This window comes from Duganella sp. 1411 (assembly GCF_017833525.1).
Taxonomy (GTDB): domain Bacteria; phylum Pseudomonadota; class Gammaproteobacteria; order Burkholderiales; family Burkholderiaceae_D; genus Rugamonas.
Genome location: NZ_JAFICD010000001.1, coordinates 1,644,934 through 1,669,959, shown reverse-complemented (window position 1 = coordinate 1,669,959; position 25,026 = coordinate 1,644,934). Strand labels below are relative to the sequence as shown.

The window sequence follows — 25,026 nt, the reverse complement described above, 5'->3', positions numbered from 1 at the left end:
GCGCGAGGCGGCGGGCACTTCTGCCGGGGGATGCAGTCTAACTCGAGCGCGTGCGCACCGTGCGTGCCTGGGTTTGACTCTGGGAGCGGCGACGATGAACGAGGGTGGGGACGCGGGGGAAGACGCGCGGCTGGCGGGCCAGACCGGCTCGCGGTGGCGCACATGGTGGCGGCCCAAGCCGGGCGAGGCCGCCTATGACATGTGGCGCCTGCTGGTCGACCATCGCTGGCGGATCGGCGCCGCGCTGCTGGTGTTGGTGCTGGCCAAGGTGGCGACGGTGGCCGTGCCGCTGCTGCTCAAACGTATCATCGAAGCGCTGTCAGGGCCGGCGCAACCGGCCGCGCTGCCGCTGGCGCTGCTGGCCGGCTATGCGCTGTTGCGCTTTGCCGCCACCTTGCTCAACGAGTTGCGCGACCTGCTGTTTTCACGCGTGGCGCGGGGCACGGTGGCCTTGTACGCGCAAAAAACCTTCGTCCACCTGCACGCGCTGGGGGCGCGTTTCCACACGCGGCGCCAGATCGGCGGCCTGCTGCCCGACATCGACCGCGGCACCAGCGCCATCGCCTTCCTGCTGGGTGTCGGGCTGTTCACGCTGGTGCCGACGCTGATCGAAATCGCCATGGTGCTGGCGGTCATGCTGGCGCGCTACAGCGGCTGGTTCGCCGCCGCCATCGCGCTGACCTTCGTCGTCTACGCCGGCTACACGCTGATGTTTACGGCGCGGCGCAGCACCCACCAGCGCCGCGTCAACAAGCTCGACTCGCACGCCAAGAGCCGCCTCGCCGACAGCCTGATCAACTACGACACCATCAAATACTTTTGCAACGAGGCGCTGGAGGCGCGCCAGTTCGCCGCCATCATGCGGCACTGGCGCGAGGCGGTCGGCCACAACCAGCGCGCCTTGTTCATCCTGCATGTCGGGCAGAGCGCCATCATCGCCGCCGGCGTCGCCGCCGTCATGCTGCTGGCCGGGGACGCCGTGCGCGGCGGCCGCATGACCGTGGGCGACCTGGTGCTGGTCAACGCCTATGTGCTGCAAGTGTGTCTGCCGCTGAACGCGCTCGGCTTCATCTACCGCGAGGCGCGCGACGCCCGGGTCAACGTCGAGCGCCTGTTCGCGCTGCTCGACGAGCGGCCGGAGGTGGCCGAGCCGGCGGCGCTGCCCCTTTTCCGGCCGGCCGGCGGCGAGGTGGTGTTCGAGCGGGTCGGCTTCCACTACGAATCCGGGCGGCCGTTGCTGAGCGACATCAGCCTGCGCATCGCGCCCGGCCGCACGCTGGCCGTGGTCGGCAGCAGCGGTTCCGGCAAGTCGACCTTGGCGCGCCTGCTGCTGCGTTTTTACGACCCCACCGCCGGCCGCATCCTGGTCGACGGCCAGGATATCCGCGCCGTCAGCCCGGCCAGCCTGCGCCGGGCGATCGGCGTGGTGCCGCAGGAGACGGTGCTGTTCAACGACACCATCGCCTACAACATCGGCTATGGCCGCGTCGGCGCCAGCCAGCAGGAGGTGGAGCAGGCCGCGCGCGCCGCCCATCTGCACGAGTTCATCGCCGCGCTGCCGCAACAGTACGACACGCTGGTGGGCGAGCGTGGCGTCATGCTGTCCGGCGGCGAGCGGCAGCGCCTGGCCATCGCCCGCATCGTGCTGAAGAATCCGCCGATGCTGATTTTCGACGAGGCCACGTCCGCGCTTGATCCAGCGTCAGAACACGCGATTCAGCTGGAACTTAACCGCCTGTCAAAAAATCGAAGCATCATGATCATCGCGCACCGGCTCTCGACGGTCGTCGGCGCCGACGAAATCATCGTGCTGGAACATGGACGCATCGAGGAGCGCGGCACGCACGCCGAGCTGCTCGGGCGGCAGGGTTTTTACGCGCGGCTGTGGCAACTCCAGCAGCGGGTGGAACAGGAAACGGCGCGGCGTCACGTGGTGTTTTGAACCGGAGGCGGAATGAAACAACTGGCAATATCGCTTGTCAAGGGAACGGTCGTGCCCACGTTCGTGTCCGCCGACGGTCGGGAGGAGCGCGCATGCGTACCCTGGATATCCTGACCTGGCACACGCACGGCGCCTATTTGTATTACCTGAGCCAGGCGCCGCACCGTTTCCATGTGATGTCGCGGCCCGGGCGTCCGCCCGGCTACGGCGGCCGCTGCGGCGACATGCGCTGGGGCGACAACGTCATCGACCTGCCGGCGGAGCAGGCGCGCCGGCGCCGCTTCGATTGCGTCATCTACCAGGACGATCCGCAGTATTTCCGCGACCAGTACGAGCTGCTGACGGCGCAACAACGCCTTCTGCCGCGTATCTACGTCGAACACGACACGCCGCGCCCGCACGCCACCGACACCTTGCATCCGGTGGACGATCCCGGCCTGCTGCTGGTGCACGTGACGCCCTACAACGCACTGATGTGGGACAGCGGGCGCACACCGCACACGGTGATCGAGCATGGCGTGCGGGTGCCGGCCGGCATCGCCTATCGCGGCCGGCGCGAGCGGGGGCTGGTGGTGGTCAACCATCTGGCCCGGCGCGGCCGCCGGCTGGGCGCCGACCTGTACGCCGCCGCGCGCGCCCGCGTGCCGCTGGATTTGATCGGCATGGGTTCCGACGAACTGGACGGCCTGGGCGAGGTCGCGCACGGGCAACTGCCCGATTTCATGGCCGACTACCGCTGGTTTTTCCATCCGGCGCGCTACACCAGCCTCGGCCTGGCGGTGATCGAGGCCATGATGGTCGGCCTGCCCGTGGTCGGGCTGGCCACCACCGAACTGCCGACCGTCATCGAGAACGGGCGCAGCGGCTTCATCGACACCCGGCCCGAGCGCTTGATCGACGCCATGCGCACCTTGTTGCGCGAGCCGGGGCTGGCGCGCGAGCTGGGCGCGCGGGGCCGCGCGGCCGCGCTGGAACGTTTTCACATCGACCGTTTTGTCGCCGACTGGAACCGGGCGCTGACGCGCGTGACCGGACTTTAATCAGGAGCCTTTGCCATGCTGAAAATTGCCATCATCAGTGATCACGCGTCGCCGCTGGCCGCGCCCGGCAGCATCGACTGCGGCGGCCAGAACGTCTACGTCGCGCACCTGGCCTGCCAACTGGCGCGGCTCGGCTGCGCGGTCGACATCTTCACGCGGCGCGACAGCCCCGGGCAGGCGTTGCTGACCCACTGGCAGCGCAACGTGCGCGTGATCCACGTGCCGGCCGGTCCCGCCAGCTTCATCGGCAAGGAGGACATGCTGCCCCACATGGCGCAGTTCGCGCGCTTCGTGATCGGGTTCGCGCGCGACCAGCGACCCCGCTACGACATCGTCCACGCCAATTTCTTCATGTCCGGGCAGGTGGCGCAGGAGGTGCGGCGCGCGCTCGGCATCCCTTACGTGATCACCTTTCACGCGCTCGGCATGGTCAGGCGGCTGGCGCAGCGCGGCGCCGACGGTTTTCCCGACGAGCGGGTGGCGATCGAGCGCGCGCTGATGGGCGACGCCGACCGCGTCATCGCCGAATGCCGGCAAGACTTGCAGGACATGGTGCGGCTGTACGGCGCCAGGCGCGCCGGCATCGACATCGTGCCGTGCGGCTTCGATCCGCTGACCTTGTGGCCGGTGCGCGAGCGCGCGCGCACCCGGCTCGGGCTGGCGGACGACGAATTCGTCGTGTTGCAACTGGGGCGCATGGTGCCGCGCAAGGGCATCGACACGGTGATCGAAGGCGTCGCCGAGCTGGCGTCGCGCCACGGCGTGCGGGCGCGGCTGCTGGTGGTCGGCGGCGCGGCGCCGCCCGGCGCCGGCCACGACACCGCCGAATTGCGGGCGTTGATGGCGCTGACCGCGCGGCTCGGCCTGGAGCGACAGGTGACGTTCACCGGACCCAAGGCGCCGGCCGAGCTGCGCTACTGGTACAGCGCGGCCGACGTGTTCGTCACCACGCCATGGTACGAACCGTTCGGCATCACCCCGGTCGAGGCGATGGCCTGCGCCACACCGGTGATCGGCGCGGCCGTCGGTGGCATCAAAAGCACGGTGGTCGACGGCCGCACCGGCTATCTGATCGCGCCGCGCGACCCGGTGCAGCTGGCCGCGCGCCTGCACCGGCTGTACGCCGATCCAGACCTCGCGCGCCGGCTGGGCAAGGCCGGCTGGCGCCGCGCGCACCGCTACTACACGTGGCGCGGCGTGGCACAACGCATCCTGTCGATCTACGAGGAGGTGGTGGCGAGGACCGGGCGCCGGGCCGCACATGCGGTGAGAAGCGAGCAGGTCGGTCAGGCCGAACAGCTGGTGCGCCAGGAGGAAACGGCGGGCGCGCCGGTGCGCGAATTTACCATGGGAGGAGCGGCATAATGCAAAATGATTTCGACCATACCCTGGAGGGCAGGGTGGTGCTGGTGACGGGCGGCGCCAGCGGCCTGGGCGAGGCGCTGTGCCGGCTGCTGGCGGCCTCCGGCGCGTCCGTCACGGTCGCCGATCTCGACGGCGAGAAGGCCGGCGCGCTGGCGCGGGCGCTGCGCGCGCAAGGCCTGCGCGCCGATGCCGCCGGCCTGGACGTCGGCGACGCGGACGCGGCCCAGCGGATCGTGGCCCGCACCGTCGCCTACTGGGGCCGGCTCGACGTGTTGATCAACAACGCCGGCACCGACCTGACGCTGCCGCTGACGGAGCTGGCGCCGGCCGACTGGCTGCGCGTCATCGGCACCAACCTGAACGGGCCGTTCTTCCTGTCGCGCCAGGCCGCCATGCACATGAGCCAGGCAGGGGGCGGGCAGATCATCAACATCGCCTCGACCGCCGCCAAGCGCGCGTGGCCGAACGCGTCCGCCTATCACGCCAGCAAGTGGGGGCTGCTGGGGCTGTCGCACGCGATGCATGCCGAGCTGCGCCCGCGCGGCATCAAGGTCACGGCCGTCATCGCCGGCGGCATGCGCACGCCGTTCTTGCTGGACCGGTTTCCCGAGCTCGACCCCGAAACGCTGCAGGACCCGATGAACGTGGCGCGCGCCATCAAGGCCGCGCTATTGCTGCCCGCCGAATCGGTGGTGGCCGAATTGACGGTGCTGCCGCTGCGGGAGACGTCATGGCCGTGAGCGCTGCCGGGGCCATCTTTCTGGACAAGGACGGCACGCTGATCGACGACGTGCCCTACAACGTCGATCCGCGCCGCATCCGGTTGGCGCCGGGCGCCGCCGCCGGCGTGCGACGGCTGAGCCGCCTGGGCTACCGGTTTTTGGTGGTCAGCAATCAGCCGGGCGTGGCGCAGGGGCGCTTCGACGCCACCGCGCTGGAGCCGGTACGGCAACGCCTGGCGCAGTTGCTGGCCGAACAAGGCGCGCGGCTGGCGGGTTTTTATTACTGCCCGCATGGCCCGGACGAGGGCTGCGCGTGCCGCAAGCCGCGCGCGGGCATGTTGACGCGGGCCGCCGCCGAGCATCGGGTCGATCTGGGCGCGTCGTGGATGATCGGCGACATCCTCGACGACGTCGAGGCCGGCGCGCGCGCCGGTTGCCGCACCATCCTGATCGACAATGGCAACGAAACCATGTGGCAGCGCTCGGCTTTGCGCCGGCCCACGTGGATCGCCGCCGATCTTGACGCCGCCGCGCGGCTGATCCAGGCGACACGGGGGCGGCCATGCGGCGCGACCCCATGAGCGCGTGTGCCGTCGATGGCGGCCCGGCGGGCGTCACCGGCCCGGCCCGGTGGGGCGGCGCCGCCCGCATCCTGTGCGTTCGGCTCGACAACATAGGCGACGTGCTCATGTGTACTCCGGCGATGCGCGCGCTGGGCCAGGCGCTGCCGGGGCGCCGGTTGACGCTGCTGGCCTCGCCGGCGGCGGCGGCCGTCGCCCCGTTCATCCCCGAGGTGCATGCGGTGCTGGCGTATGCCGCGCCGTGGGTCCGCAACGGCGCGCCGGCCGGCGCCGAGGAGACGCCGGCGATCGTGCGCACCTTGCGCGCGGCGTGCTTTGACGCGGCGGTGATCTTCAGTTCGTTCAGCCAGAGCGCGTTGCCGGCGGCGCTGTTGTGCTTTCAGGCCGGTATTCCGCTTAGACTGGCGCATTGCCGGGAAAATCCCTACCGACTGCTGACCGACTGGGTCGCCGACCCGGAGCCGGCGCAGGGGATACGGCACGAGGTGCGGCGGCAATTGGCGCTGGTCGCGGGCATCGGCTGCCGTCCGGATAGCGAACGCCTGTCCTTTGCCGTGCGCGACGGCGATATGGCGTGGGCGCGGCGTCGCTTGCGTCCGCTGCTGGCCGGCGGCGGCAGGGCATGGGTGCTGATGCATCCGGGCGCCAGCGCGCCGTCGCGCCGTTATCCGGCGGCGCACTGGGCCGCCGTGATCCGCCGGCTGAGCGTGGAGCAAGGCTTGCGCGTGGTGCTGAGCGGGGAGGCCGGCGATGCGGCGCTGATCGCGGCGATCGTCCGGGAGTCCGGCGTGGCCGGCGACGTGGCGCATTCGCTGGCGGGCGAGCTCGATCTGGGGAAGCTGGGGGCGGCGATCGCGCTGGCGCCGGTGCTGGTGTCGAACAACACGGGGCCGGCGCACGTGGCGGCCGCGCTCGGGACACCGGTGGTCGATTTGTACGCGCTGACCAATCCGCAGCACACGCCGTGGCAGGTCGAGAGCCGGGTACTGTTCCATGACGTGCCGTGCCGCTATTGTTACAAGAGCGTTTGTCCGCAGGGGCATCATGCTTGCCTGGTGGGCGTGGAGCCGGGCAGGGTGGTGGCGGCGGTATTGAGCCTGTTGGACCGCAAGAGTAACGCGGATCCACGTAGGGCGGATTAGGCGGAACGCCGTAATCCGCCATCTTCGAGCCGCTGGGGGAGCATGCATGGCGGATTACGCTGCGCTAATCCGCCCTACGTGTTTCCCTGTTTTAGCGGAAGCTTCCTTACACAACGGCCGCGCTGGTCTGCCCCTTGTGCCCGCCGGCAAGCGCGGCCGGACGGCGTCCCAGTCCAAACAACGGCCGCAACACCCCCACCCGGCGCACCACCTCGAACACGCCGAAGCTGATGCAAAACGTCAGCGCGATCAGCATCATGCCCTCGAGCCCCGGCGCCAGCTTGAGCGGCTTGAACCAGTGTGCCATGCTGACGATCAGCGTCTGGTGCAGGATGTAGACCGGGAACACGGCCTCGGTCAGGTAGCGGCGTTTGGCGCTGTCGAACGCCAGGTGGCGATGGCCGAAGCCGCAGACCGTCAGGATCGGCACCCACTGGCACAAGCAATAGATCATGCGCATCACCGGCTTCCACTGGGCGACGGCCGGCGACGCCGCCTGCGCCTCGGGTATCGAGTAATAGCAAACGATGGCCGCCCAACTGGCCAACCATAAACCCAGGCTGGTCCAGCGCAGCTTTTCCACGTTGGCCCAGAAGCCGGTTTGCATCGCCAGCATCACGCCCAGCATGAACAGGAAGAAGTATTGCGCGTGGTTGTACCAGTCGTCGAACAGACCGTGCGTGGCGGGGAAACTGTCGGCCAGCGCGAAGCGGGCGATCGCCAGCCCGATCACCGGCAGCACGATGATCTTCCAGCCCGTCAACGACCGTCCCAGCGCGTTCGACCATGCTTGCAGGCGCGCGCCGGCCAGCCAGGCGATGCCGCCGATCAGCATCGTGTACACCCACAGGTAGGCGACGAACCACAGGTGGTTCCAGGTCGGCATGTCCAGGCAGTCGCCGCCCCGGCAGAAGCCTTTGTAGCCGGTGATGTACAGATGCATGAACTCGCCGTAGCCGCCCTTGTAGGCTACTTTCTCGACCACTTCAAAGTAGGACTGCGGCGGCACGATGACCAGCATGCCGAACACCAGCGGCACCAGCAGGCGCCAGCTGCGTTGTTTGAGCAGCGTGCCGACCCGGATTTTTTTCAGCATGAAGGCGCTGGCGACGCCGGAGATCATGAACAGCAACCCCAACCGCCATGGCGACGACAGTATCATCAGCGGTTCGATCGCGTGGCCGGCGTCGGGGCTTTTAACATGCCAGTCCCACGTTACGTAATACATGCCGGTGTGGTACAGGATCAGCACGAAAAACGCGAAAATGCGTATCCAGTCGAGGAAGTAAAGGCGGTTGTTGTCGGTATTGTGCATGGCTGGCTCTCGTCGTAGATGCGATGGAGCCAGTTTAGGAATGTCGCCCGTGTCCGTCCAGCACGATGGGGCGAAGCGGGATGCGGCCGGGGCGAGCCGGCTCGGGACCCGCTTACGGGCCGGCGTACGCCTTCTTCAGCCCGCCGATGTCGAGTTTTTTCATTTGCAGCAGCGCGCTCATGACGCGGTTGCATTTTTCCGGGTCCGGGTCCGTGATCATCGACGGCAGTATCGTCGGCACCACCTGCCACGACAGCCCGAATTTATCGGCCAGCCAGCCGCAGTTCTGCGCTTCGGGGGCGCCGCCATCGGACAGCCTGTCCCAGAAGTAGTCGATTTCGTCCTGGCTTTCGCAATTGATCTGGAACGATACCGCCGGTGAAAACTGGAACATCGGGCCGCCGTTCATCAGCGTGAAGCGCTGGCCGTCGAGTTCCACGACGACCGTCATGGCGGTGCCGGGTTCCTGGCCGTGGTGTTCCTTGCCGGCCTCGGGGTAGCGGGAGATTTGGCAGAGTTTGGCGTTGCGGAATATGCTGACGTAGTATTCGGCCGCTTCCTCGGCCCGGCCGTCGAACCAGAGACATGGGGTGATCTTTTGAAGACTGTGCATGACTGCGCTCCTGATCGTTGATGGTGGCTCGCGTAGGCTAGCAGGATGGGGCCAGTTCGGGCGCACGGCTGCGGCGTCGGCGGCGCTTGCATGGCGGATTACGCTTCGCTAATCCGCCCTACGTGTCTCCGTGGTTTTTCGTGATTCCCTGTGCGTTATGGGACTCGCACCTTGTTCCCTGCAGGCGATCCATTAATTCGGCGCGGTACTGGCGCGAGCAGGGGACGCGGGCGCCGCTGCGCAGTATCAGCTCGCTGTCGCCCTTGTCCAGCGGCTGGACGCTTGCTATCCACTCCAGCTGCACCGCCGCCCGCCGGTGGCAGCGCAGGAATCGGGGCCGCAGCTTTTCGACCAGGCCGGCCAGCGTCTGGCGCATCAGCGGCTCGCCGTCGGCCGTGTGCAGCACGACGTAATTGTCGGCCGTTTCGATCCATTGTATCTGGTCGACCTTGACGATGCGCGTGCCGCTCCGCTCCGGCACCAGCAGCTGGGTGACGGCGGGCAGCGGCTGTGGCGCGGCTGTCGGCGCGGCCGCCGGCGCGCTGTTCGCCATGCGGTCGCGCACCCGGCGCAACGCCCGCTGCAGTCGCTGCTGGTCGTAGGGCTTGAGCAGGTAGTCGATGGCGTTGGCGTCGAAGGCGCGCAGCGCGTATTCGTCGTAGGCGGTGACGAAGACCACCAGCGGCGCCGGCGATGGCAGCGAGGCGGCGACATCGAGTCCGCTGATCTCCGGCATCTGGATGTCGAGCAGCAGCAGGTCCGGCCCGAAGGACGCCAGCCGTTCCAGCGCCTCGACGCCGTCGCGCGCCTCGTCGATGGCGGCGATGTCCGGCTCCAGCGCCAGCATCCGGCGCAGTTTGTCGCGCGCGGGGCGCTCGTCGTCGACGATCAGGATACGCATGGCAACCGCATTTCCGCCCGCACGCCGGCCGGCGCGAGCTGTGTCAGGTTGAACGAGGCGCCCGTGCCGTACAGCGCCGCCAGACGCTCGCGCAGATTGCGCACGCCGATGCCGGATGCCTTGGCCGTCGCCGCGCCGGGGGCGGACAGCATGCCGCCGTCATCCTCCAGGCGCAGCACGATGACGTCGTCCTCGCGCGCGATCGAAATGGCGATCACGGTGCTCTGGCGCCGCCGTTCGACGGTGTGCTTGAAGATATTCTCGAGCAGCGGCTGCATGCTCATCACTGGCACCCGGCAGGCCAGCAGCGATTCGTCGACGTGCCAGGCGATGTGCACGCGGTCGGCGAAGCGCTCGCTCATCAGCGACGCGTAGCCGCGCAGCAGCCGCAGCTCCAGCTCCAGCGGCACCTGGTGCTGCTCGCCCACGTCGAGCGTGGCGCGCAGCACGTCGGCCAGCTGGATCAGCATCGCGTCGGCCCGCGCGACGTCGCTGTGCATCAGCGATGAAATGGTATTGAGGGCGTTGAACAGGAAGTGCGGCTGCAATTGCTGGCTAAGACGCAGCAACTGCGCCTCCCGCAGCGAGGCGTTGATTCTTTCCACCCGCAGCTTTTCGTCCAGCATGGCGTGGAACGACAGCACGCCGAACGCGATGGTGGTGAAGATGAAGAAGTACACCGTCATCTTCACGTCCTCGTACAGAAAAACCTGCGGCCACGCCTGGTGGCTATAGGTGTCGCCTGCCAGGCGGTAGACGGCGTGGCGGATGCCGAAGGCGATCGGCACGAATACCACCCAATAAACCGGCAGCCAAACCAGCTGGCGCGCGAACCAGTCGCGCGGCGACGAGATCAGCTGGTCGTACCTGCGTGTGAAATAGCGCTGCGTCACGATCAACAGCGTGCCGGTGAAGGCCGACGACGTCTCCCACAATATCGGCTTCCACACGCCGTGGTCGTTGTCGCGCAGGTAATCCTGCACGGCGGTGGTGACCATCAGCAGCCAGAATAGAACCCAGGCGATGGCGATGGTGGTTTGGGTGCGTGTCGGTCGCATGGCGGGCTTCGTCCCCTTTATCTGTAGCGCGTTTCCATCAGGTCGATCTCGCGCACCAGTTTGCGCGAGATGGCGTCGGAGATGCGGTCGGTGCGCGCCAGATCGAACACGGTGCGCCTTTCCGCCGCCAGCGCCGCCAGCCGCAGCTCGTTTTCCGCGTGGTCGGTCTTGCGCCATTCCGAGTCGTCATCCCGGTCGACTTCCTTGAGTTTATGCTCGTAGAACGCGATCACCCGCGCCGCCGCCTGCGGATATACCTCCGGATCGACGCAGCTTTCCGCCTCCATCAGCCGGACCTGCGTCTTCTCGATAGCCTTGATGGCGGCGTTGGCGGCCTCGCGGCGCGCCAGGTCCTCCTCGCGCTGGTCGTCCGGTTCGGCGGGGAAGGTCATGCCGGCCAGCAGGCGTGGCAGGGCGATGCTGGCCGTCAGCAGCGAAATCAGGATCACCGAGCAGGCCAGGAATATCGTCAGCGCGCGCGCCGGGAACGGCGCCCCGCTGGGTAACGCCAGCGGCAGCGTCAACACGCCGGCCAGCGTGATGGTGCCGCGCGCGCCGGCCAGGGTGGTGGCCAGCAGCAGGCGCGGATTGATCTTCTGGCGCTCCTGATGGCGGATCTTCTGCTTGAAGATGGTTAGCCGCAGCGACGCCCACACCCACGCCATGCGCAGCACCAGCAGGCCGGCGGTGATGGCGAACGCGTAGATGGCCAGCCACCACTTATTGAGATGGCCGCTTTCCTCGATCGACAGGCTGGCGCCGCGGAAGATGTCCGGCAGCTGCTCGCCGAGCAGCACGAACATCACGCCGTTGAGCGCGAATTGCACCGTGTCCCACACCGCCGAGCGCTGGATGCGGGTATTGGCCAGCGCGTGGCCGCTCAGCTCCACGTAGCTCATCGTCACGCCGGCGGCGACGGCGGCCAGGATACCGGAGCCGTGCAGCCGCTCGGCCACCAGGTAGGCGCCGAACGGCAGCAGCAGGTTGACCAGGATCGGCGAGCCGACCGGTTCGCCGAAGCGGCGCGACAGCCAGCGCTGGGCCCACGTCACGGCCAGCGTCACGCCGACGCCGGCGCCGATGCCGGCCACCACCAGCCAGACGAAGGTGAGGGCGGCGCTGCCGACCGAGAAGCTGCCGGTCATCGCGGCGGCGACGGCGAAGCGGAAGCACACCAGGCCACTGGCGTCGTTGAGCAGCGATTCGCCCTCCAGGATGTGCATCAGGCGCTTGGGGATCGGCGTGTTGGAGGCGATCGAGCTGACGGCGATCGGATCGGTCGGCGAGATGATGGCCGCCAGCGCGAAGGCGACCGGCAGCGGCATGGCCGGTATCAGCCAGTGGATCAGGAAGCCGGCACCGACGACGGTGAACACCACCAGGCCCAGGGCCAGCTCCAGGATGGTGCCCTTGTCGCGCAGCAGGCCGCTTTTGGGGATGCGCCAGCCGTCGAGGAACAGCAGCGGCGGCAGGAAGGCGAGGAAGAACAGCTCCGGCTCCAGGTCCACGCCGTGCGACGACTTGGCGGCGATCAGCGCGCCCAGCGCGATCTGCACCAGCGGCAGCGGTATCGCCGGCGGCAGCAGCCGCTTGATATAGGCGCTGGCCACCACCGCCAACAGCATCGCCAACACCACTTCGATTGAATCCATTCCCATCCTTTTCCATTGCAAATCGCTATCAAGCTTACACTATTGGCACGCGGGCAAAAAGTTGGTGGCGGGCACTGGTCAAGCGGGAATGTTTCTGTCATAATTTGGCCTCTCCACGCGGGAGTAGCTCAGTTGGTAGAGCGCAACCTTGCCAAGGTTGAGGTCGAGAGTTCGAGACTCTTCTCCCGCTCCAGAATTTTAGCGTGACGCACGTTTTCAGCCCCGCGTCACCATCAAAAAACTAGTCGTGCGGCTTGTAAAAAGAAACCCGTGAGGTTTCTTTTTTTATTGGCAATGTTTTACCGCTGGCCGCCACGTAACCGTTGTATATCGTGCTTTAAATCAATATCTTGCCGTCCAAAATGTGTCGCAAGTGTGTTGCTCCCGCTATACTGGAAACGCAATGGAAGCCGGCCCGCAGTGGGCCGTTTCCTATCAGCGGACCCCGACGGAGACCAATTTATGAAATCAGTTCAGCAGGAAGTGGATGAGCGCAGTAATTTAACAAACTCGAACAAGTTCGAGTTGCTGCTGTTCCGCTTGGGTGGCGACGCCAACGGCCAACACTCCGAGTTGTTTGGTATTAACGTCTTCAAGATCCGCGAGATCGTCGCGATGCCGGAAGTAACCGCAGTGGCCGGGTCCCCGCCACATATGCTGGGCGTCGTCAATCTGCGCGGTCAAATCATCACGGTGCTCGATTTGCCGGGCATCGTCGGTGTGACCCCAAAAACTGGTCTGAACATCATGTTGGTCACCGAATTCGCGCGCACCACGCAGGCGTTCGCGGTCGAATCGGTGGATGAAATCGTGCGCCTGGACTGGAGCCAGGTGCTGACCGCCGAAGGCACGGCCGGCGGCAAGGTCACCAGTATCGCGCGCGTCGACGGCGACGTGCAAAACACCCGCCTGGCGCAGGTGCTCGACGTCGAAACGATTTTGCGCGAGCTGGTGCCGCCGGAAGGCAAGGACGTCGATCCCGAAACCATCGGCCCGAAAGTGCTGTTGAAACCGGGCGCCGTGATCCTGGCGGCCGACGACTCGGTGGTGGCGCGCAACCTGATCGAAAAAGGTCTCGACGCGATGGGCGTTCACTTCATCATGACCAAGTCGGGCAAGGAGGCGTGGGAGCGCCTGCAGCACATCGCCGACGGCGCCAAGGCCGAAGGCGTGGCCATCACCGACCGCGTGGCCATGGTGCTGACCGACCTGGAGATGCCGGAGATGGACGGCTTCACGCTCACGCGCCTGATCAAGCAGGACGCGCGCTTCTCCAAGATCCCGGTGGTGATCCACTCCTCGTTGTCGGGCAAGACCAACGAGGACCACGTCAAGGGTGTGGGCGCCGACGCCTACGTGGCCAAGTTCTCGGCCGAGGATCTGGCCGGAACCATCCGTACCGTGATCGCCAAGGCCGCCGGCGCTGCGGCGTAAGCGTCCGCGAACAAATCAGGGTAGTATCGAAGGGCCGTGACGGCGACGTCGCGGCCCTTTTTCTATTTAACCCGTTCTCGAAAGGACATACCGTGGCAGCTAAGAAAATTCTGTTTCTGACGGGCGACTTTGCGGAAGACTACGAGACCATGGTGCCGTTCCAGGCGCTGCAAATGGTGGGGCACACGGTGCACGCGGTCTGCCCCGGCAAGCAGTCCGGCGACACCATCAAAACCGCGATTCACGATTTCGAAGGCGACCAGACCTACACCGAAAAGCCGGGACACCTGTTCGCGCTCAACGCCAGCTTCGACGACGTCGACGTGGCCAAGTACGACGCGCTGATGATCGCCGGCGGCCGCGCGCCGGAGTACCTGCGCCTCAACCCGCGCGTGATCGCCATCGTCCAGGAATTCGCGGCCGCCTCCAAGCCGATCGCCGCGGTGTGCCACGGCGCGCAGCTGCTGGCGGCGGCGGAGGTCATCGCCGGTAAAAAGATCTCGTGCTACCCGGCCTGCTCGCCGGAGGTCAAGCTGGCCGGCGGCCAGTACGCCGACATCCCGGTCGACCAGGCGGTCACCGACGGCAATTTCGTCACCGCGCCAGCATGGCCGGCCCACCCGGCGTGGCTCGGCCAGTTCCTGCGCGTGCTGGGCACCGAAATCAAACTGTAGTCAGATTGCGCGCGTGGAAGCGGATGTGGTCTTCCATGAACGTCGAGATGAAGTAGTAGCCGTGGTCGTAAAGCGCGTGCCGCCGCAGTTCCAGCGGCTGCGCGGCGCTGCGGCAGGCTTCCTCGAACGCCTCCGGATACAACTGCTCCGCTAAAAATTTATCGCCCAGTCCCTGGTCGATCAGGATGCCGGCCGGGAAGGGCGTTTTCAGGCCGGCCATCAGCAGGCTGGCGTCGTATTGCGCCCACGCGGCGGTGTCGTCGCCGAGGTAACCGCCGAAGGCCTTCTGGCCCCACGGGCATTTGGATGGCGCGGCGATGGGTGCGAACGCCGACACCGAGCGGAACACGTCCGGCCGTTTCAGCGCCATCGTCAGCGCGCCATGGCCGCCCATCGAGTGGCCGAAGATGCCGATGCGCGCACCGTCGACCGGCAGCTCGCGCACCACCAGCTCGCGCAGTTCGTGGATGTAGCTGTACATCCGATAGTGCCGCGACCAGGGCTCACGGGTTGCGTCCAGATAGAAGCCGGCGCCGACGCCGAAATCCCAGCTGTCCGCTTCGCCGTCGACACCGGCGCCGCGCGGGCTGGTGTCCGGCGCGATCAGTATCAGGCCCGCTTGCGCGGCCGCGCGCTGCGCTCCCGCCTTGATCATGAAGGTCTCTTCGTTGCAGGTCAGTCCCGCGAGGTAGAACAGCGCCGGCATGCGGGTTTGGGCGTCGGCCGCGCCGTCCGGGATGAAGACCGAAAAGCGCATCGGCAGGCCGATCTCGCGCGAGTCGTGGCGATAGAAACGCTGGGTGCCGCCGAAGCAGGCGTGTTCACTGATTAGTTCAAGCATCTGACTTCCTTATGTTCCCTACCGAACAGTCGAGGTAAATATTATCGGCCATAATAATCGAAGTATGGTTTACAGAGGAGAAGTACATGCCGGATATTCAGGTCATCATGGCCGAACTAGGCTGGCCACTCGCGATCGCGCTGGCTTGGTTATCGGGAGAATTCCTGCATCGTTGGACACGTCTGCCGCGCATCAGTGTTTATGGTGTCGTCGGTTTTTTACTGGCCCAAATCTTCCCGGCCGCCCTGACCAGCGGCGCGTCGAGCACCATCACCACGCTGGCCAATCTGGCCTTCGGACTGATACTTTTCGAATTCGGATACCGCATCAATCTGCGCTGGCTCAGGATCAATCCCTGGATCGCCGTCAGCGGGCTGGCCGAATCGGCCGCCACGTTCGGCGTCGTCTACCTGATCGCGCATCTCACCGGCATGCCGTCGCTGACGTCGTTGCTGCTGGCGTCATTGGCGATGTCGACATCGCCGGCCGGCGTGCTGCGCGTGATCAATGAGCAGAACAGCTCCGGCCAGGTCACCGAGCGCGTGCTGCACCTGGTCGCGATCAACTGCGTGCTGGCGGTGTTCGTATTCAAGGTGGTGGTGGGCTTCTGGGTATTCCAGACCTCCGGCAGCTTGCCGCAGGCGATCTCGCACAGCCTGATCGAACTGGTGGTGTCGGCCGTCATGGGCGCGCTGATGGGCTTCATGGTGCCGGCGCTGCTGCGCCGCCTCGGCGCGCTGGCGCAGGACGGCACCGTCGCCTTCGCGCTCGGCGTCGTGCTGTTGGTGGCCGCCGCCGGCGCCTTCGAAGTCTCGCCGGTGCTGGCCACGTTGACCTTCGGCCTGGCGGCGCGCCATAGCCGCGTCGCGTTTAGCCGCACCGAGCGTAACTTCGGCGGCATCGGCGAGCTGCTGACGGTGCTGCTGTTCGTGTTCGCCGTTTCCACGCTCGAGTGGGAGCGCGTGGTCGACGGCGCGGGCCTCGGCATCTTGCTGCTGCTGGCGCGCTTCCTGGTCAAGACGGCCAGCGTCGCGGTCTTCGCCAAGGTGGGCGGCATCTCGTGGCGCAAGGGCGTGTTGACCGGCGTGGCGCTGGCGCCGATGTCGGTGTTCGTCACGCTGCTGCTCGAACAAACCAAATACATGGGGATCGTGCTGGTCGACGAACTGGCCGCGCTGGCGGCGATGACGCTGCTGCTGGAGGTGGTCGGACCGATCATCACGCAGCGCGCGCTGATATGGGCCAACGAAACCCAGATCAAGGAGGAACGCTAAATGCCATTAGAACCATTCAACACATCGCAACCGCTGACGATGGGCGTGGAGCTCGAGCTCCAGCTGATCAGCCTTTCGGATTACGACCTGACGGCGTCGAGCCCGGACCTGCTGCACCTGTTGGGACGCAAGCCGTTCCCCGGCAACGTCACGCCGGAGATCACCGAGAGCATGATCGAGATTAACAGCGACGTGCACACCAATCACACCGAACTGGTGGCGCAGCTGCAGCTGATTCGCGACACGCTGGTGACGGCGGGCGAGCAGCTCAACATCGGCATCTGTGGCGGCGGTACGCACCCGTTCCAGAAATGGTCGGACCGGAAGATCTTCGCCAAGCCGCGCTTCAAGGAAGTGTCGGAACTGTATGGCTATCTGGCCAAGCAGTTCACGATTTTCGGCCAGCACGTGCACATCGGCTGCGCCAACGGCGACGACGCGCTGTTCCTGCTGCATTCGCTCAGTCGCTACGTGCCGCACTTTATCGCGCTGTCGTCGTCGTCGCCGTACGTGCAGGGGAACGACACGCTGTTCAATTCCGCGCGCCTGAATTCCGTGTTCGCCTTCCCGATGAGTGGCCGCGCGCCGTTCGTGCAGAACTGGGCGACGTTCGAGAACGAATACTTCGCCAAGATGGAGCACACGGGCGTCATCAAGAGCATGAAGGACTTCTACTGGGACATCCGGCCGAAGCCGGAATTCGGCACCATCGAACTGCGGGTGTGCGACACGCCGCTGACGGTGGAGCGGGCGGCCGCGCTGGCGGTGTATCTGCAATCGCTGTGCAGCTACCTGCTCGAACGCAGGGAAGAGGCGCCGGCCGAGGATGACTACCTGGTCTACAACTACAACCGCTTCCAGGCCTGCCGTTTCGGGTTGGATGGAACGCTGGTGCATCCGAAGAGCTACGAAAGCCTGTCGCTGCGCGAGGATATTTTGACGACGCTGCGCAAGATGGAGCCGTACGGCGCCAAGCTAGGCGCCACGGCGGGCCTGCAGCACCTGATGCAGGTCACGCACGAAGGCAGCGACGCGCACTATCTGCGCCAGCAGTTCGACCGCAGCGGCAGCGCCGAAGGCATGGTGGACGCCGCGATCCATCGCTTCCGCGGCCGTTAAACTCATCAACTGAACTCGCTATATGCCCCACCTAACAGATTAATTCCGAAATACCTCCTAAGGTATGGGTTTACTCGACTTCACCCAAAGAGGTATCAAAGATGAAAATTCCCAGCCTGCTTTCATCGGCCCTGATTGGCGCCGTGGCCAGCGCGCGCTCGATGACGCCAATGGCCACCATCGCCACCGCCCGTCTGGCGGATCGTAAAACACCCGGCCAGGTATTCCTGCTGGACCGCCCGATGTTTAAATATGGCGCGCTGGCGATGGGCGTTGGAGAACTGGTCGGCGACAAAATGAAGACCGCCCCCGACCGCACTGTTTTTCTCGGGCTGCTGGCGCGCGTAATGAGCGCCGGGATTGCCGGTGCCGCGCTGGCGCCGGAGGGCCGGGAGCAGGCCGGCGCGGCGGTCGCTGTCGCAACGGCCGTACCGCTGGCCTACATGACGCTCGCCGCCCGCAAGCGTGCCATGGCGAGCATCGGACAGACCCGCAGCGGACTGCTTGAGGACGCGCTGATCGTTGCAGCGGGCGCCGCGATCGTGGCGCTGTCGACCAGATCAAAGAACAGTTAGCCGCAGCCCGCAGCAATCGGCGAGGTCAACCGCTGGGGTCAAGTCTAACATTCATACACATTCTGATCAGTAGGCTGCGTGGCACAACCTGCACGAGGTTGGGTTTTTCCCGGTTACGCAGAGCGAGATGAAAGTCGAATTGCCAGCTAGAACGAAGGGGCATGGATAGGCCGCAGATGTGGTCGTGTATGAATGTTAGACTTGACCCCCGCCGATAACTCAGAACCGCGTCTCGCGCGCCACGCGCAGGAAATTATCCAGGATGGCCGTGCAGTCGAGCAGCTCGACGCCGCCCGCGCTGTGGAATTCCGGGTGCCACTGCAGGCCCATCACGAATGGCGCCTTGCGGTAGCGGATCGCCTCGACCATGTTGTCCGGCACCGACAGCGCCTCCACCACCATGTCGCGGCCCAATGTTTTGACGGCCTGGTGGTGGATCGAGTTGACCAGCCCGGTCGGATGCCCCTTGAACAGCTTGCTCAGCGACGATCCCGCCGGGAAGCTGATCTCGTGCCGGTTGCGGTCGTACTCGTCATTGACGTGGGCCAGCGAATCGGGCACGTCCGAGGCGATGTCCTGGTACAAGGTGCCGCCGAACGCGACGTTGATCAGCTGGCAGCCCCGGCAGATCCCCAGCACCGGTTTGCCGGCCTCGACGAATTCGTGCAGCAGCTCGAGCTCGTACATGTCGCGCGCGCGGTCGCCGCCCCATTCGGGCCGGGTCGGCGTTTCCGAGTAGCTTTGCGGCGAGACGTCGGCGCCGCCCTGCAGCACCAGGCCGTCAAGGTGGCGCGCGTAGTCGCGCAGGCGGATGTTGGACGGGTGCAGCAGGCCGTCGGTGTTGACGGTCGGGATCATGAACACCAGCACGTCGCGCGACATGACCCACTGCGCGATCGATTCCTCCAGGTACTGCAGATTCTTGCTGCGCAGGCCCTTCGCGCCGGCTTCCGGGTGGAAAATCCGCGCCGACACGCCGATATGCAGCGGCCGTTGGATGATGTGCCGCGTGACCGCGGCGGCCACCCGGCGGTAGCGCGCCATGATGACCCGGCCCCACAGGCTGAAGACGTTGTCGCCCGGATCCAGATAGCGCGGCGTGCCCACCTCGGGACGCGGCGCGCGGCGCTCGTGGTCGCTGGCGCGCCGATGCGGCGTCTCTTGCACGTGCACGTCTTCCGGCTGTACGTCTATGATGTCCTTATCGTCCGGCCCGGCACCCATGCTGTCCCTCATTTACTGTTGACATGATGTCAGTGTGCCATACACCGGCGTCGACAGTCGCCCGGTTCACAAATCCTTACAACTAGCGGTTTTCATCAAGTCGAGGAAGGCGTCGGCGAACCCGGCCACCAGCGGATCGGCTACACGCAGGCAGACCAGGCCGACGGCGGTGAGTAGCTTGCCGTTTGCCAGCGGCACGAAACGCACGCCGGCCGGCGCCATCAAGCGCATGCATTCCGGGACGATGGCGATGCCCAGGCCCGCTTCGATCAAACTGAGCTGCGACGACTTGCGCGACAGCGCCCGTGCCGGTATCGGAAAGAAACCCTGTTCCAGGCACAGGTTGGCGACCAGATAGCTCAGGCCGCCCCGGTCCTTGTGCGGGATCGAGATGAACTTCTCCTGGCTCAGGCTGGCCAGTTCGACGTTGTCGAGATCGGCCAGCGGCGAGTGCCGCGACACGGCCACCATCAGCCGCTCGGACGAGACCTCGCGCACGTGGATGTGGGGATATTTGCGCAGCGTCGGCAGGCGGATCAGGCCGATGTCGGCGCGGCCTTCCTCGATGTCGAGGGTCTGGTTTTCCGACGGCGCCATCGACACCTCCAAGGTCACGCCGGGGAAGCGGTCGAGCAGCCGGCCGATGGCGCCGGACAGGGCCGGCGTCAGGATCACCGAGCTCGAATGTTGCAGCCGGATCACCCCGCGCGCGCCCAGCCCCACCTGGCGCGCCTGCACCACTGTGTCGTCGATGTCGTCGAGGATGCGCTTGCCCCGTTCGAAGAACAGCTGGCCGGCGGGCGTGAGCTCGATGTGGCGCGAGTCGCGCGTCAGCAATTGCGTTTGCAGCTCGTCTTCCAACTCCTTGATCTGGCGGCTCAGCGCCGACTGCGCGACGTAGAGCTTTTCCGCCGCGCGCGAATAGCTTCCCGCCTCGACGATTTCAACGAAGTATTTAAACTGTTTAAGCGATATCACCGTGTATGCCGTTTCGAGATAGATGGCCGCCATATTTGATATTGGCTCGAATGGCGTGGCGCCGTTAAAGTGAAGCGTCTCTTCTTCATTTTATGGAACCGCCATGTTGGAGCTTATCGGAATAATCGGCATGGTATTGAGTATTGCAGTAAAAATCATATGCGTCCAGATTGGGTGCGGCACCGGCAAAGACGAACACGAGGATTGAAGCCCCAGCCCATATAATCGGGCATGAATAAAAATACTCTGATTGTCGCGGCCCGGGCGCTGGCGTCGTTCCTGCTGGTGATATTGGCCGCCTGGGGCGGCATGGCGCTATGGTTTCAGCTGCCCGCGCTGCGCCTGCCGGCCGTGGTGGTATGGGGTGCCGGCGCCGTCGTTACGCTGGCGCTGTGGTGGCGCCGGCGCGACGCGCGCATGGCCTTGCCGTGGCTGGCGGCGATGGTCGCGCTGATGGCCTGGTGGGGCACGCTGCAGCCGACCCATCACCGCGTGTGGGCCGACGACGTGTCGCGCATGGTCACGGGCCAGGTGCGGGGCAGCGTGGTCACCCTGGACCAGGTGCGCGATTTCGACTGGCGCAGCGATACCGACTACACCCAGCGCTGGGAAGCGCGCAGCTACGATCTGGATCAGCTACGGTCGGTCGATGTGGCGATGTCGTACTGGATGGGACCCGCGATCGCGCACACGCTGGTGTCGTTCGGTTTCGCCGACGGCCGCTATCTGGTGTTTTCTATCGAGATCCGCAAACAGCGTGGCGAGAGCTTCGACGCCGTCGCCGGCTTCTTCAAAGGTTTCGAGACGGTGCTGATCGCCGCCGACGAACGCGATATCCTGCGGGTGCGCACCAACGTGCGCGGCGAGGATATGTACCTGTACAGGTTGAAGATCGCGCCGGAGCAGATGCGTTCCTTGTTTCTGGCGTATCTGGACGAAGGCGCGCAGCTCAAGCGCGAGCCGCGCTTCTACAACACGCTGACGGCCAACTGCACCACCATCATATTCGAGATGGCGCGCCGCATCGATCCGGGGCTGCCGATGGATTGGCGGTTGCTGGCGTCGGGGTATCTGGACCGGTATTTGTACGATATCGGCGCGCTGGCCGGAGGGACGGATTTCGAGGCGTTGCGGCACAAGGCGCATATCACCGAACGGGCGCGCGCCGCCGACAAGGCCGAGGATTTTTCGGCCCGCATCCGGACCGCAGACCGATGAATCGTCCTTAAAAACGGAAAAACCGAGGAAACACGTAGGGCGGATTAGCGAAGCGTAATCCGCCATGCATGCGCCGCCAACAGTTCCATTGTCACCGCGCGAAATAAAGGTCGCTGACATGATCAAGGTCAACCTCCGCAGCGCGCTGCGACAGCACGATCCTCCCGCTCTGCATCAAATACACATGATCGGCGATACCGATCGCACGTTCCGTATTCTGCTCGACCAGAATAATGGTCCGTCCCTCGGCCTTGAGCCGCTCCAGCGTCTCGAACACCTCGTTGACGATCACCGGCGCCAGTCCCAGCGACGGCTCGTCGACAATCAGCAGGCGCGGCTCCGACATCAACGCCCGCGCCATCGCCAGCATCTGCGCCTCGCCGCCGGACAATGAACCGGCCAGCTGCGCGCGCCGCTCCCGCAGTCGCGGAAACATCCGATACGACCGCTCCAGGCGCGGCTTAACGTGCGCCCGATGCGAAGGATGAAACGCCCCCATGACCAGATTCTCCTCCACGCTCATGTCGCGGAAAATCAGACGGTCCTCGGTGATCATCGCCAGGCCGTGGTCGGCCATATGCCAGGTCGGCGTGCCGTCCAGGCGCCCGCCGTCGAGGCGGATCTCGCCACCGGTCACGGGCAGCAATCCCATTACCGCCCGCAGCAGCGTGGTCTTGCCGGCGCCATTCGGACCGATGATCGCCGTGAGCTGGCCGGCCTGCGCGCGCATCGATACATCCCACAGCACATTGATGGCGCCATAGCCCGCGCGCACCCGGTCCAGTTCAAGCATCGGTTGCTCCCACCGCGGCTCCCGTGTAGCTACGGACTACCTCCGGGTCGCGGAACACCGCATCCGGCGTGCCGTCGGCGATCAACTGTCCGAAGTTGAGCACCACCACGCGCGCGCACAAGGCGCTGATGGTTTCGATATCGTGCTCGATCATGACGATGCCGACGCCGAAGCGTGTATGCATCTCCCTGAGCATTCCCATGAAGCGGCGCTTGCCGGTGGTCTCCAGCCCGGCCAGTACTTCGTCGAGCAGCAGCAGCTTGGGCGACGTCGCCAGCGCCTTCGCCACCTCCAGCGCTTTGAGTTCGGTCAGCGACAGCTCGGTGGCGGCTTCGCGCTCCGCCTTGCCGGTCAGGCTGGTGAACTCCAGGATCTCGTCGATGCGCCGCGTGTCGATCTTGTCGGCGCCGAAGCGCTGTGCGACAACCAGGTTCTCGCGCACGGTCAGTTCGTGCATCGGCTGCGGAACCTGGAAGGTGCGGCCGATGCCTAGCCGCGCGCGCCGGTACACGGGCGTGCGCAGCACGTCGTGGCGGTCGAAACGAATGCTGCCGCCGGTCGGGCGCACCAGTCCCGAGATGGCGTTGAACAGCGTCGTCTTGCCGGCGCCGTTGGGGCCGACCAGCCCGACCACGTCGCCGCTGCCGACATTGAGCGTGACGTTGTTGACCGCCGTCAGACCGCCGAAGCGCACCGAAAGGTTGTTCAGTTCAAGCATGGTCGTTCCTTCCTGGCTTGGATGCCGACTTGCCCGGCGACGGCAACAGCGGCAGCAGGCCGGTGGGACTGAGGATGATCATCGCGACGAGCAGCGCGCCCAGCACCAGTTGATGTCCGGTCGGGATCAGCGCCTTGAAAACCAGTTGATCAAGCAGATACACCACCAGCGCGCCGATCACCGGCCCGGCGATGGTGCGGTAGCCGCCGAAGATGGCGGCGACGATGGGCAGCGTCACCCAGACGCCGTTGAACGCGTAATCGGGTTCCAGAAAATTCAGGTAGTGGGCGTTGAACGCGCCCGCCACACCGGCCATGAAGGCGGAGACCATCAGCATCAGGCCTTTGAGCAGCGTGCTGTCGACGCCCACCACGCGGGTGGCGTCCTCGCTGTCGTGCATCGCGCGCAGGGCAAGGCCGTAATGGCCGGCGCGGATGGCGCGGTAGGCCAGTGCGAACAGCAGGACGATGGTGAGGATGACCAGATAGGCGCCGGTCTTGCCGCCCATGCCCAGGTTGAAGATGGACGGCAGCACGGGAATATTCCCGATGCCGCCGGAGCCGCCGGTCAGCGAAGTCCATTCGGTGGCGATGATGCGGAAGATGTGGGCGTAGGCGAGTATCGCCAGTGCGAAGTAGGGGCCGCGCAGGCGCAGCACCGGCAGCATCACCAGCGAGGCGGTCACCGCGCCGATGCCGCCCAGCGCCATCCCGGCCGGCACCGGCAGCCCCGCCTTGAGCGTGACGATGGCCGAGACGTAGGCGCCGACGCCGAAGAACGCGCTGTGGCCGAAACTGACCATGCCGCCCAGGTTGCCGAGCAAGGCCCATGACAGCGCGACGCAGCCGATCACCAGCGCGGCGACGATCAGGCTCATAATGTACTGGTTGGCGCCGAGCAGCAGCGGCACGGCGCCGTAGCCGACGGCCAGCAGTGCGGCGAGCAGCGGCCAGCCGTGGCCACGCCCGCTCATCCGCGCCTCCGGCTGGTGCCCATCAGGCCATTCGGCATCACGAACAGCACCAGCAGGAACAGCAGCATGCCGGCCAGCTCCTGCAGCGCGGAACTGGCCAGCGTAACGGTCAGCGCCTCGGCGACGCCCAGCAGCACGGCGCCCAGCAGCACGCCGGGAATCGAGCCCACGCCGGCCAGCACGGTGATGATGAAGGCCTTGACGGTCAGCGCGCCGCCGTACGCGGGCTGGATCACGCCGTAGCTGTAGAGCGCCACGCCGGCGAATCCGGCCAGCATGCCGGCGACGATGAAGGACGCCAGTTCCGTGCGTCCCGGCGCGATGCCTATCAACTTGGCCGCCTCGCGGTTGCTGGAGACGGCGCGCAGCGCGCGCCCATGCCAGCTGCGCGACAGCCACCACCACAGGCCGGCCATCAGCAGCACGCTGACGATGAAGAACACCGCCTCGCCGCGCATGCTGTACAACGGCCCGACGACGAACGCCTCCTGCAGCCAGCTGGAACTGGTGGAGCGCACGTCGGCCTTCCAGATCAGCAGGATCAGGTTCGTCATGATCACGCCGATGCCGAAGGTGAGGATCAGCGAATTGATCTCCCGGTCCTTGCGGATGCGGCTGACGATGCCGTACACGCCGGCCGACGTCGTGGCCACCACGATCACGGCGATCGGAATCGCCCACGCCGGGTTGAGTCCCAGGCCCGATTCCACCGTGTAGGCGATGTAGGCCGCCAGCAGCACCAGCTCACCGTGGGCGAGGTTAATCACCCGCATGGTGCCGAACACCAGCGCCAGTCCCAGCGCGATCAGCGCGTAGGAGCCGCCTTGCAGCAGGCCCGAATACAGCGCCTGCAGGATCAGGTCCGTCATGCCGT

At 65.9% G+C, this 25,026-nt stretch carries 24 protein-coding genes and 1 tRNA gene; 13 read left to right on the top strand and 12 right to left on the bottom strand.

The annotated features are described in order from the left end of the window. The first annotated feature begins 94 nt into the window (after window positions 1-94). From JOD97_RS06770 to JOD97_RS06745, 6 genes are all read left to right on the top strand, one after another. On the top strand, window positions 95-1,942 hold the full coding sequence (locus JOD97_RS06770; protein WP_209714518.1) for an ABC transporter ATP-binding protein/permease: 1,848 nt from the start codon (window positions 95-97) through the stop codon (window positions 1,940-1,942). Between the two features lie 92 nt (window positions 1,943-2,034). Continuing rightward, window positions 2,035-2,982, top strand: a complete 948-nt coding sequence (locus JOD97_RS06765) for a glycosyltransferase family 4 protein (protein WP_209714516.1) — start codon at window positions 2,035-2,037, stop codon at window positions 2,980-2,982. A 15-nt stretch (window positions 2,983-2,997) separates the two neighbouring features. Further along, window positions 2,998-4,347 (top strand): glycosyltransferase, encoded by a 1,350-nt coding sequence (locus JOD97_RS06760; RefSeq protein WP_209714514.1) that lies wholly within the window; start codon window positions 2,998-3,000, stop codon window positions 4,345-4,347. Further along, complete coding sequence (locus tag JOD97_RS06755; RefSeq protein ID WP_209714512.1) at window positions 4,347-5,087, top strand: SDR family oxidoreductase; 741 nt, start codon at window positions 4,347-4,349, stop codon at window positions 5,085-5,087. Before JOD97_RS06760 ends, JOD97_RS06755 begins: the two co-directional genes overlap by 1 nt. After that, a complete protein-coding gene (locus JOD97_RS06750) occupies window positions 5,078-5,650 on the top strand; it encodes an HAD-IIIA family hydrolase (protein ID WP_209714510.1) in 573 nt (190 codons plus the stop codon). The genes JOD97_RS06755 and JOD97_RS06750 overlap by 10 nt, the downstream gene beginning before the upstream one ends. After that, window positions 5,647-6,792 carry a glycosyltransferase family 9 protein gene (locus tag JOD97_RS06745; RefSeq protein WP_209714508.1) on the top strand — a complete coding sequence of 382 codons (1,146 nt, stop codon included), beginning with the start codon at window positions 5,647-5,649 and terminating at the stop codon, window positions 6,790-6,792. The genes JOD97_RS06750 and JOD97_RS06745 overlap by 4 nt, the downstream gene beginning before the upstream one ends. Window positions 6,793-6,898: 106 nt before the next feature. On the opposite strand, the gene JOD97_RS06740 is transcribed toward JOD97_RS06745, so the two are convergent. The 5 genes from JOD97_RS06740 to JOD97_RS06720 form a co-directional block, all read right to left on the bottom strand. Further along, complete coding sequence (locus JOD97_RS06740; RefSeq protein WP_209714506.1) at window positions 6,899-8,107, bottom strand: acyltransferase family protein; 1,209 nt, start codon at window positions 8,105-8,107, stop codon at window positions 6,899-6,901. Window positions 8,108-8,219: 112 nt separating this feature from the next. Continuing rightward, window positions 8,220-8,720 (bottom strand): VOC family protein, encoded by a 501-nt coding sequence (locus tag JOD97_RS06735; RefSeq protein WP_209714504.1) that lies wholly within the window; start codon window positions 8,718-8,720, stop codon window positions 8,220-8,222. Between the two features lie 118 nt (window positions 8,721-8,838). Beyond that, complete coding sequence (locus tag JOD97_RS06730; protein WP_209714503.1) at window positions 8,839-9,621, bottom strand: LytTR family DNA-binding domain-containing protein; 783 nt, start codon at window positions 9,619-9,621, stop codon at window positions 8,839-8,841. After that, window positions 9,609-10,679 carry a sensor histidine kinase gene (locus tag JOD97_RS06725; RefSeq protein WP_209714500.1) on the bottom strand — a complete coding sequence of 357 codons (1,071 nt, stop codon included), beginning with the start codon at window positions 10,677-10,679 and terminating at the stop codon, window positions 9,609-9,611. Before JOD97_RS06725 ends, JOD97_RS06730 begins: the two co-directional genes overlap by 13 nt. Before the next feature lie 17 nt (window positions 10,680-10,696). Further along, complete coding sequence (locus JOD97_RS06720) at window positions 10,697-12,331, bottom strand: Na+/H+ antiporter (protein WP_209714498.1); 1,635 nt, start codon at window positions 12,329-12,331, stop codon at window positions 10,697-10,699. A gap of 117 nt (window positions 12,332-12,448) precedes the next feature. Between JOD97_RS06720 and JOD97_RS06715 the strand changes: the two genes are divergently transcribed. From JOD97_RS06715 to JOD97_RS06705, 3 genes are all read left to right on the top strand, one after another. Next, a tRNA-Gly gene (locus JOD97_RS06715) sits at window positions 12,449-12,524 on the top strand. Between the two features lie 269 nt (window positions 12,525-12,793). Then, window positions 12,794-13,765 (top strand): chemotaxis protein, encoded by a 972-nt coding sequence (locus tag JOD97_RS06710; RefSeq protein WP_090314093.1) that lies wholly within the window; start codon window positions 12,794-12,796, stop codon window positions 13,763-13,765. 92 nt (window positions 13,766-13,857) lie between these two features. Then, window positions 13,858-14,439: a DJ-1/PfpI family protein gene (locus tag JOD97_RS06705; RefSeq protein WP_209714496.1), complete on the top strand. Its 582-nt coding sequence runs from the start codon at window positions 13,858-13,860 to the stop codon at window positions 14,437-14,439. On the opposite strand, the gene fghA is transcribed toward JOD97_RS06705, so the two are convergent. Then, a complete protein-coding gene (fghA, locus tag JOD97_RS06700; protein ID WP_209714494.1) occupies window positions 14,429-15,280 on the bottom strand; it encodes an S-formylglutathione hydrolase in 852 nt (283 codons plus the stop codon). The two genes, JOD97_RS06705 and fghA, sit on opposite strands and share 11 nt — an antisense overlap. 86 nt (window positions 15,281-15,366) lie before the next feature. On the opposite strand from fghA, the gene JOD97_RS06695 reads away from it, so the two are divergent. The 3 genes from JOD97_RS06695 to JOD97_RS06685 all read left to right on the top strand — a co-directional run bounded on the left by JOD97_RS06695 (window position 15,367) and on the right by JOD97_RS06685 (window position 18,248). Beyond that, window positions 15,367-16,554 carry a cation:proton antiporter gene (locus tag JOD97_RS06695; protein WP_209714492.1) on the top strand — a complete coding sequence of 396 codons (1,188 nt, stop codon included), beginning with the start codon at window positions 15,367-15,369 and terminating at the stop codon, window positions 16,552-16,554. After that, entirely contained in the window at window positions 16,555-17,673 is a 1,119-nt protein-coding gene (locus tag JOD97_RS06690; RefSeq protein WP_209714490.1) for a YbdK family carboxylate-amine ligase, read from the top strand. Between the two features lie 101 nt (window positions 17,674-17,774). Continuing rightward, window positions 17,775-18,248 (top strand): hypothetical protein, encoded by a 474-nt coding sequence (locus JOD97_RS06685; RefSeq protein ID WP_209714488.1) that lies wholly within the window; start codon window positions 17,775-17,777, stop codon window positions 18,246-18,248. 219 nt (window positions 18,249-18,467) lie between these two features. Here the strand turns inward: JOD97_RS06685 and JOD97_RS06680 are convergent, their stop codons facing one another. Then, window positions 18,468-19,472: a gamma-glutamyl-gamma-aminobutyrate hydrolase family protein gene (locus JOD97_RS06680; protein ID WP_229264207.1), complete on the bottom strand. Its 1,005-nt coding sequence runs from the start codon at window positions 19,470-19,472 to the stop codon at window positions 18,468-18,470. Window positions 19,473-19,538: 66 nt separating this feature from the next. Further along, window positions 19,539-20,450: a LysR family transcriptional regulator gene (locus JOD97_RS06675; RefSeq protein WP_209714486.1), complete on the bottom strand. Its 912-nt coding sequence runs from the start codon at window positions 20,448-20,450 to the stop codon at window positions 19,539-19,541. A 231-nt stretch (window positions 20,451-20,681) separates the two neighbouring features. On the opposite strand from JOD97_RS06675, the gene JOD97_RS06670 reads away from it, so the two are divergent. After that, window positions 20,682-21,668, top strand: coding sequence for a DUF4105 domain-containing protein (locus JOD97_RS06670; RefSeq protein WP_209714484.1), 987 nt, complete (start codon window positions 20,682-20,684; stop codon window positions 21,666-21,668). Window positions 21,669-21,759: 91 nt separating this feature from the next. Here the strand turns inward: JOD97_RS06670 and JOD97_RS06665 are convergent, their stop codons facing one another. Genes JOD97_RS06665 through JOD97_RS06650 form a run of 4 tightly spaced genes read right to left on the bottom strand, consistent with a single transcriptional unit; the run spans window position 21,760 to window position 25,021 of the window. Continuing rightward, window positions 21,760-22,461 (bottom strand): ABC transporter ATP-binding protein, encoded by a 702-nt coding sequence (locus JOD97_RS06665; RefSeq protein WP_209714482.1) that lies wholly within the window; start codon window positions 22,459-22,461, stop codon window positions 21,760-21,762. Next, window positions 22,454-23,179 carry an ABC transporter ATP-binding protein gene (locus JOD97_RS06660; protein ID WP_209714479.1) on the bottom strand — a complete coding sequence of 242 codons (726 nt, stop codon included), beginning with the start codon at window positions 23,177-23,179 and terminating at the stop codon, window positions 22,454-22,456. The genes JOD97_RS06665 and JOD97_RS06660 overlap by 8 nt, the downstream gene beginning before the upstream one ends. Then, entirely contained in the window at window positions 23,172-24,152 is a 981-nt protein-coding gene (locus JOD97_RS06655; RefSeq protein WP_209714477.1) for a branched-chain amino acid ABC transporter permease, read from the bottom strand. Before JOD97_RS06655 ends, JOD97_RS06660 begins: the two co-directional genes overlap by 8 nt. Beyond that, window positions 24,149-25,021 carry a branched-chain amino acid ABC transporter permease gene (locus JOD97_RS06650; RefSeq protein WP_209714475.1) on the bottom strand — a complete coding sequence of 291 codons (873 nt, stop codon included), beginning with the start codon at window positions 25,019-25,021 and terminating at the stop codon, window positions 24,149-24,151. The genes JOD97_RS06655 and JOD97_RS06650 overlap by 4 nt, the downstream gene beginning before the upstream one ends. Between the last annotated feature and the right edge of the window lie 5 nt (window positions 25,022-25,026).

Excerpts from the sequence above, each read along its gene's own strand:
- JOD97_RS06650 (WP_209714475.1), bottom strand. The coding sequence starts at position 25,021 with ATGACGGACCTGATCCTGCAGGCGCTGTATTCGGGCCTGCTGCAAGGC.
- JOD97_RS06655 (WP_209714477.1), bottom strand. The coding sequence starts at position 24,152 with ATGAGCGGGCGTGGCCACGGCTGGCCGCTGCTCGCCGCACTGCTGGCC.
- JOD97_RS06770 (WP_209714518.1), top strand. The coding sequence starts at position 95 with ATGAACGAGGGTGGGGACGCGGGGGAAGACGCGCGGCTGGCGGGCCAG.
- JOD97_RS06710 (WP_090314093.1), top strand. The coding sequence starts at position 12,794 with ATGAAATCAGTTCAGCAGGAAGTGGATGAGCGCAGTAATTTAACAAAC.
- JOD97_RS06720 (WP_209714498.1), bottom strand. The coding sequence starts at position 12,331 with ATGGATTCAATCGAAGTGGTGTTGGCGATGCTGTTGGCGGTGGTGGCC.
- JOD97_RS06745 (WP_209714508.1), top strand. The coding sequence starts at position 5,647 with ATGAGCGCGTGTGCCGTCGATGGCGGCCCGGCGGGCGTCACCGGCCCG.
- JOD97_RS06755 (WP_209714512.1), top strand. The coding sequence starts at position 4,347 with ATGCAAAATGATTTCGACCATACCCTGGAGGGCAGGGTGGTGCTGGTG.
- JOD97_RS06735 (WP_209714504.1), bottom strand. The coding sequence starts at position 8,720 with ATGCACAGTCTTCAAAAGATCACCCCATGTCTCTGGTTCGACGGCCGG.
- JOD97_RS06660 (WP_209714479.1), bottom strand. The coding sequence starts at position 23,179 with ATGCTTGAACTGAACAACCTTTCGGTGCGCTTCGGCGGTCTGACGGCG.
- JOD97_RS06680 (WP_229264207.1), bottom strand. The coding sequence starts at position 19,472 with ATGGGTGCCGGGCCGGACGATAAGGACATCATAGACGTACAGCCGGAA.
- JOD97_RS06685 (WP_209714488.1), top strand. The coding sequence starts at position 17,775 with ATGAAAATTCCCAGCCTGCTTTCATCGGCCCTGATTGGCGCCGTGGCC.
- JOD97_RS06730 (WP_209714503.1), bottom strand. The coding sequence starts at position 9,621 with ATGCGTATCCTGATCGTCGACGACGAGCGCCCCGCGCGCGACAAACTG.
- JOD97_RS06760 (WP_209714514.1), top strand. The coding sequence starts at position 2,998 with ATGCTGAAAATTGCCATCATCAGTGATCACGCGTCGCCGCTGGCCGCG.
- JOD97_RS06695 (WP_209714492.1), top strand. The coding sequence starts at position 15,367 with ATGCCGGATATTCAGGTCATCATGGCCGAACTAGGCTGGCCACTCGCG.
- JOD97_RS06725 (WP_209714500.1), bottom strand. The coding sequence starts at position 10,679 with ATGCGACCGACACGCACCCAAACCACCATCGCCATCGCCTGGGTTCTA.
- JOD97_RS06665 (WP_209714482.1), bottom strand. The coding sequence starts at position 22,461 with ATGCTTGAACTGGACCGGGTGCGCGCGGGCTATGGCGCCATCAATGTG.
- JOD97_RS06690 (WP_209714490.1), top strand. The coding sequence starts at position 16,555 with ATGCCATTAGAACCATTCAACACATCGCAACCGCTGACGATGGGCGTG.
- JOD97_RS06750 (WP_209714510.1), top strand. The coding sequence starts at position 5,078 with ATGGCCGTGAGCGCTGCCGGGGCCATCTTTCTGGACAAGGACGGCACG.
- JOD97_RS06765 (WP_209714516.1), top strand. The coding sequence starts at position 2,035 with ATGCGTACCCTGGATATCCTGACCTGGCACACGCACGGCGCCTATTTG.
- fghA (WP_209714494.1), bottom strand. The coding sequence starts at position 15,280 with ATGCTTGAACTAATCAGTGAACACGCCTGCTTCGGCGGCACCCAGCGT.
- JOD97_RS06670 (WP_209714484.1), top strand. The coding sequence starts at position 20,682 with ATGAATAAAAATACTCTGATTGTCGCGGCCCGGGCGCTGGCGTCGTTC.
- JOD97_RS06740 (WP_209714506.1), bottom strand. The coding sequence starts at position 8,107 with ATGCACAATACCGACAACAACCGCCTTTACTTCCTCGACTGGATACGC.